General features: G+C 27.2%; 5 protein-coding genes. 4 read left to right on the top strand and 1 reads right to left on the bottom strand.

The window, feature by feature from the left end; translation table 11 throughout:
- Nucleotides 1-421 precede the first annotated feature (421 nt).
- Together Q0K52_RS14365 and Q0K52_RS14360 are read left to right on the top strand one after the other, a co-directional pair.
- Entirely contained in the window at nt 422-1,615 is a 1,194-nt protein-coding gene (locus Q0K52_RS14365) for an ATP-binding protein (RefSeq protein ID WP_297300569.1), read from the top strand.
- Nucleotides 1,608-2,948: a sigma-54 dependent transcriptional regulator gene (locus Q0K52_RS14360; protein ID WP_297300568.1), complete on the top strand. Its 1,341-nt coding sequence runs from the start codon at nt 1,608-1,610 to the stop codon at nt 2,946-2,948. The genes Q0K52_RS14365 and Q0K52_RS14360 overlap by 8 nt, the downstream gene beginning before the upstream one ends.
- Nucleotides 2,949-3,015: 67 nt before the next feature.
- On the opposite strand, the gene Q0K52_RS14355 is transcribed toward Q0K52_RS14360, so the two are convergent.
- Nucleotides 3,016-3,480 carry a PTS glucose transporter subunit IIA gene (locus Q0K52_RS14355; protein ID WP_297300567.1) on the bottom strand — a complete coding sequence of 155 codons (465 nt, stop codon included), beginning with the start codon at nt 3,478-3,480 and terminating at the stop codon, nt 3,016-3,018.
- Nucleotides 3,481-3,765: 285 nt separating this feature from the next.
- Between Q0K52_RS14355 and nagE the strand changes: the two genes are divergently transcribed.
- Both nagE and Q0K52_RS14345 read left to right on the top strand, forming a co-directional pair.
- A complete protein-coding gene (nagE, locus tag Q0K52_RS14350) occupies nt 3,766-5,226 on the top strand; it encodes an N-acetylglucosamine-specific PTS transporter subunit IIBC (protein WP_297300566.1) in 1,461 nt (486 codons plus the stop codon).
- A gap of 370 nt (nt 5,227-5,596) precedes the next feature.
- Nucleotides 5,597-6,331: a PTS transporter subunit EIIB gene (locus tag Q0K52_RS14345; protein ID WP_297300565.1), complete on the top strand. Its 735-nt coding sequence runs from the start codon at nt 5,597-5,599 to the stop codon at nt 6,329-6,331.
- Nucleotides 6,332-6,702: the final 371 nt, after the last annotated feature.

The following is a 6,702-nucleotide window of genomic DNA, read 5'->3' as shown; positions in this document are numbered from 1 at the left end:
GTGAATTATCAATAGCATTAGCAGAGAACTTTCATCTGTTTGAAAATTGACAAAATATATTTGTTTAGGTATATACCAAAAATTTTAGAGTTTGTCAAAAAATACAATTTTAAATTTAGGTTATTTGTGGGGACTAGCCCTGCGAAGCACACAGACGTGCCACACCCCCAGTTCTTTTGTTGACACAAAGAACCAAAAAGACTGCATTTTTGACACAAATCTTGTTTTTACTTCACATTGCAAACAAAACTTAATAATATTTTATACTATTAATAAACAAAAATTACATTTACAAAAAAGTAAAAATTGACAAAATATAGTTGTTTAGGTATATACTATTAAATATTTAATTATAAGAATAATTTTTTATAAACTTAATTTTATATATTGCAGTTTTTTCGATTTTTATTATACTTTATAAATGAATAGAACTAATCAATTTGTTGATAAAATTTTACAGAATTTCGATAAAGTTTCTGATGATGAAAAGAAAAAGGTATTTCAAAGGCTATCTACGCTTTGGTATTCTCAAAATATTATTATAGAAAATCTTGAAGAAGGTATAATAGCTATAGACAATGAAGGAGTAATACAAGGAATTAATAAAAAGGCTTGTTTCTTATTTTCTATACCTAGGGATACTGAAGGCGAAAAACTTTCAAAGTATATGATTGTTAATGATACTGGCAGAAGTATATTAGAAATCATTAAAAGTAAAGATTCTGATACTAAATTATTAAAAGATAATGATAATGAAAGAATACTTCAAATAAATATACTTCCTATAGGCGACAGCGGAAGAATAATAGGTACACTTATAAAAGCTTTTGATATTACCAAAACTTATGAAAGTGCACAGAAACTTAAAAGAGCGGAACAATTAGCTTCTCTTACTACACTTGCAGCAGGAGTAGCTCATGAGATAAAAAATCCTCTTGGTTCAATATCCATATATGTACAGCTTATAGAAAAAATAATAAAAAAGAATATGGATAATGATTGTCAGTGTTATAAAGATTTTAGAGAATATTCTGATATCATTAAAGAGGAAATAAGCAGACTTGAAGAAACTATTAATTCATTTTTATTTTCTGTACGTAAGTTAGAGATTAATATTGAAGATGTTAATATTAATGAACTTATACTTTCTACTGTTTCATTTTTAAAGTATGAGATAGAAAAAAATAATGTTAATATAGATATAAAATTTGATAAAAATAATTTAATTTTGAAATTAGATGAGAAGTATATAAAACAATCTTTAATTAACATAATACAAAATGCAATAGATGCTATGAGTGAAAATAAAGATGATAATAAAAAGTATATTTATATAACACTTAAGACAATAGACAATTATGCGGTTATAAGTATAAAAGATACAGGTATTGGAATGAAAGAAGATACCATTAATAAAATATTTGAACCATATTTCACTACTAAAAGACATGGTACAGGTTTGGGACTTACAAATGTTGTTCGTATAATAGAAGCACATAACGGCAATATTACAATAGAAAGTGAGTATGGTAAGGGAAGCGAATTTATTATAAAACTTCCTTTACAGCAAGAAAATCAAAAATTTTTAAAAACGGATTTATTAGATTATGCCTAAGATATTAGTAATAGATGATGAAAAAAATATAAGAGATGGAATCAAGAAATCTTTAGAGTATGAAGGTTATGAGGTTGTAACAGCAGATAATGGTGAAAAAGGAATAGAAACAGTTTATAAAGGCGGAATTGATTTAGTCATAACTGATTTAAAAATGCCGGAAAAAACTGGTGAGGAATTTTTAAAAGAGATTTTAGAATTTGACAAGCATATACCAGTAATAGTATTAACAGGTCATGGAAATGTTGAAACAGCGGTTGATATGATGCGTCTTGGTGCTTATGATTTTATGACTAAGCCTTTTAATCTTGATAAAATGCTTCTTATAATAGCAAGGGCTTTAGAAAGTAAAAATATCAAAAAGACTAATGAAACACTTGAAAGCAGAGTTGATTATCATGAAAGTTTTTATGGTATGATAGGGCATAGTCCAAAAATGTTAAAAGTTTATGAGGCAATAAAACAGGTTGCAAGAACTAAAGCTACAGTACTAATAGAAGGGGAAAGCGGAACAGGTAAAGAATTAGTTGCGAGTGCTATTCATCAAATATCAGACAGAGCTAAACAGCCTTATATAACTGTAAACTGTGCTGCACTTTCAGAAGGTGTTTTGGAAAGTGAATTATTCGGACATGAAAAAGGTTCTTTTACAGGAGCCATTGATAAAAAAATAGGAAGATTTGAGGCAGCCAATAAAGGTACTATATTTTTAGATGAGATAGGTGAGATAAATCAAACAGTTCAGGTTAAATTACTTAGGGTGTTAGAAGAACGTGTAATTGAAAGGGTAGGATCTAATACTCCTATTGATGTTGATATAAGGGTAATTGCTGCTACAAACAAAAAATTATCAGAAGAAATAAAAGAGGGTAAGTTCAGAGAAGATTTATATTATAGGCTTAATGTTATCAAGATAGAAATGCCTCCTTTAAGAGAAAGAAGAGAAGATATACCTTTATTAATAGATAATTTTATTAAAGAGTTTTCAAAAGTTCATTCCATAGAAATTAAATCTATAGATAAAAAAGTGTATAAAATATTATCATCATTACAATGGGAAGGCAATGTTAGAGAATTAAGAAACACTGTTGAGACTATGGTTGTTATGTGTAAGGACGGTAAAATAGACGAAAGTAATATACCAGATTGGGCATTGAAAAATAGTAATGATGGTTTTGTAGTTGAGAATAATGTTACTTTAGAAGAATTAGAGAGAATGTATATTAATCATTTGCTTAGTCATAATAATTTTAATAAGGCTCAAGTTGCTAAAATATTAGGTATTGAAAGAGCTACACTTTATAGAAAATTAAAAGAAGATGTAAAAGAATAATTAAATCATAAAAAAAGAGGAGCTTTAAAAAACTCCCCCTTAATTTATAAATAATTTTATTATTTTTTTATTTAACAGCAGTCATTATCAATTCACCTACAGAAACTTCTCTTGGGCCAGTTTTAGTTAATGATTTTAATTCAGAGAAATTAGGTATTATAACAGGCGAAGTGATATCATATTCTTTTTCAACTTCTTCTTTATCAAATTCTATAAGTAAATCACCAGTTTTTACTTTATCGCCTTCTTTTACATGAGCTTTGAAATGTTTACCGCCTAATTTAACAGTGTCCATACCAATGTGTATGAGTATCTCAACTCCTTTAGAAGATATACCTATAGCATGATTACTATCAATCATAGTAACAACTTCTCCGTCTACAGGAGAATAAACTTTTCCTTCTTCAGGTATAATAGCCATTCCGTCACCAAGTGCTTTTGTAGAAAAAGCTTCATCTTTAACTTCAGTAACATCTACCAATTTACCTTTAATAGGACTTTTTATTTCGATTTTTTTAGAGAATAATCCCATATTATGCCCCCTATTGGTTATTTACAATTATAATTCTATCATAAATGATTATAAAGTAAATAACCTTATACTAAAAATATTATATATACTATTATTATTTTTTGTTTTATGTGTAATAATTGTATATAATTTATTTGTGTTTTCACTAATTATGTTAAATTGATAAATAAAAAATAACAAAAAATGAATTAAATAGATTATATTATACTTGATAATAAAATAAATAAGTTGTATACTAATAATAGGTAAAAAATTATTATTTTTTTTAATTTTTATGGAGGATATATGTTTAATTATCTACAAAGAATAGGTAAGTCCCTAATGGTTCCAGTTGCTGTATTACCTGCAGCAGCTATTCTTTTGGGTATTGGTTATTGGATTGACCCAAACGGATGGGGCGGCGGAAGTCCAGTTGCAGCTTTCTTTATTAAGGCAGGAGGATCTATTATAGACAATATGCCTATACTTTTCGCTATAGGTGTAGCTTTTGGTATGTCAAAAGATAGAAATGGTGCTGCTGCTTTAGCTGGTCTAGTTGCTTTCTTAGTTGTAACAACTCTTTTAGCTCCTGCTACAGTTGCTATGATTCAAAGTAAAGCTGTTGAAGAAGTACCTGCTGGTTTTGCTAAAATTAATAACCAATTTATAGGAATACTTTGTGGTGTTATAGCAGGTGGTTTATATAATAAATTTTCTGAAATTAAATTGCCTGAATTTTTGGCATTTTTCAGTGGAAGAAGATTTGTACCAATAATTACATCTGTAGTTATGATGGTAGTATCTTTCATCTTAATGGTTATCTGGCCAGCTATTTATAACGGTTTAGTAGCATTTGGTGAAGCTATAATAGGTCTTGGTCCTATAGGAGCAGGTATTTATGGTTTCTTCAATAGATTATTAATCCCTGTTGGTTTACACCATGCTCTTAACTCAGTATTCTGGTTTGACGTTGCTGGTATCAATGATATACCTAATTTCTTAGGCGGTCAGGCTTCTATAGATGCTGGTACAGCTACAATAGGTGTTACTGGTATGTATCAGGCTGGATTCTTCCCTATTATGATGTTTGGTCTTTTAGGTGCTTGTTTAGCTTTCATCAAAAATGCTAAGCCTGAAAATAGAAATAAAATTAAATCTATAATGTTGGCTGCTGGTTTTGCTAGCTTCTTTACTGGTGTTACTGAGCCTATAGAATTCTCATTCATGTTCGTAGCTCCTGTATTATATGTAATACACGCTTTACTTACTTGTATTTCTTTAATTATTTCTGCTAGCATGAAATGGATGGCTGGATTCGGATTCTCAGCTGGTTTGATAGACTTACTTCTTTCTACTAAAAACCCATTAGCTGTTAATTGGTATATGTTGATTTTACAAGGTATAGTATTCTTTGTATTATATTTTGTTATATTCAATTTTGCTATACAGAAATTTAATCTTAAAACTCCTGGAAGAGAAGATGATGATGAAGTAGAAGTAGAAGTTAGTGTTTCAGGTGATGCTTCTTATGCAGAAAAAGCATTAATGCTTCTTCCTTTACTTGGCGGTATAGAAAATATAGTTGATATTGATAACTGTGCAACTAGATTAAGATTAGAAGTAAAAGATAATACTATAATAAAATCAGCTGAAATTAAAAAGATGTTCCCTGGTGTATTAACTCCTGGAAAAACTTCTGTACAAGTAATTGTAGGACCTAAAGTACAATTCTTGGCTGATGAATTCAAAAAAGTAGCTAAAAAATAATTATTTGTTCGTTAGACTCTTTGGGCTTGCAGTATTTATTATTGCAAGCCTTTTTTGTATGTTTAAATATAAAAAGTTTTTTATATTTATTAGAGTTGAATATTTTATTAATTTTTAATTTAAGTGTAATTAACAGTGTTTATAAAGAATTTGTTTTTATTATTTTGTAAATGTTAATTATAAAATCAAAATATAAATTTAAAACTTTACTGTAAATAAATAGAATATTTTATATGTTTCAAATGTTTGTTTTATACAAATTATATCATTAAAAACTAAATAATTGTAAGTGTTAATCATTTTAATATGCACTAGAAATAAAATACATATTGTGTTAGTATTATATATTATAATATCATGAGGTTTAATAATGAAAACTAATAAAAAGGATACTGAATTTATACTTCCTTTAAGTTCGCTTGGAGGCAGAGATAATATAGTAAAAGTAAATAATTGTGCTACAAGACTTAGATTGGAAGTTGTAAATGCAGATAAAGTTGATGTAAAAGAAATAGAGAAGTATTATCCTTCTGTATTAAAAATAAGTCCTACAGAAGTACATATAGTAGGTACTAATGCTAATTTAATAGCTGAATCTTTAGAAAAATTATTGTCTTCTAATTCTGATTCTTTAAATAATTTACTAGATCTTATTCCTTTACTTGGAGGCAGAGATAATATAGTAAAAGTAAATAATTGTGCTACAAGACTTAGATTGGAAGTTGTAAATGCAGATAAAGTTGATGTAAAAGAAATAGAGAAGTATTATCCTTCTGTATTAAAAATAAGTCCTACAGAGGTACATATAGTAGTAGGTACTAAGGCCAGTTCACTTGCAGAATCTTTAGATAAAGCATTATCTTCTAATGAGAGTTCTCCAAATAATTTATTAGATATTATTTCTTTAGTTGGAGGAAAAGAAAATATAGTAAAGGTAAATAATTGTGCTACAAGACTTAGATTGGAAGTTGTAAATGCTGATAAGATTAATGAAGAAAAATATTATCCAGTAGTACAGAAAATAAGTCCTACAGAAGTACATATAATAGTAGGCACTAAAGCTTTTGAATTAGCTGATGAATTAAAAAAATTATTAGATAAATAATTATTTCTTAATTATATTTTAGGGCTTGCAGTATTTATTATTGCAAGCCTTTTTTATATAAAAAATTAATTAATATAAGTTTGTTTAAAAATATTTTTTGATTTGTTTATTTTTTAGTATTATCAAAAATAAATATATATTCATTGTTATATTCTTATTTTTTCTATATACAAAATATCTTTTGAGTTAAAAACTTATATATAAATTTTGAAAGATTGTATTTTATTTATATACAATTTATATCTTAATATAAAAAAACTATAATTATTTCAATATATACCAAAAATTTTATAGTGTTTAAGAGCCATAGATATTGCACATTTTTAGTTTAAAAAAAGAAGGTATTCCTTATAATTTAAATTGTTAGAAAT

The sequence above is a fragment of the uncultured Brachyspira sp. genome (assembly GCF_944390845.1).
Taxonomy (GTDB): domain Bacteria; phylum Spirochaetota; class Brachyspiria; order Brachyspirales; family Brachyspiraceae; genus Brachyspira; species Brachyspira pulli.
The sequence above is the reverse complement of the archived record's forward strand: the minus strand, read 5'-3'. Positions and strand labels throughout refer to the sequence as shown.

What these genes read in the sequence shown, in the direction of transcription:
- Q0K52_RS14345 (WP_297300565.1), top strand. Translation starts at nt 5,597, where the DNA reads ATGAAAACTAATAAAAAGGATACTGAATTTATACTTCCTTTAAGTTCG.
- Q0K52_RS14355 (WP_297300567.1), bottom strand. Translation starts at nt 3,480, where the DNA reads ATGGGATTATTCTCTAAAAAAATCGAAATAAAAAGTCCTATTAAAGGT.
- Q0K52_RS14365 (WP_297300569.1), top strand. Translation starts at nt 422, where the DNA reads ATGAATAGAACTAATCAATTTGTTGATAAAATTTTACAGAATTTCGAT.
- nagE (WP_297300566.1), top strand. Translation starts at nt 3,766, where the DNA reads ATGTTTAATTATCTACAAAGAATAGGTAAGTCCCTAATGGTTCCAGTT.
- Q0K52_RS14360 (WP_297300568.1), top strand. Translation starts at nt 1,608, where the DNA reads ATGCCTAAGATATTAGTAATAGATGATGAAAAAAATATAAGAGATGGA.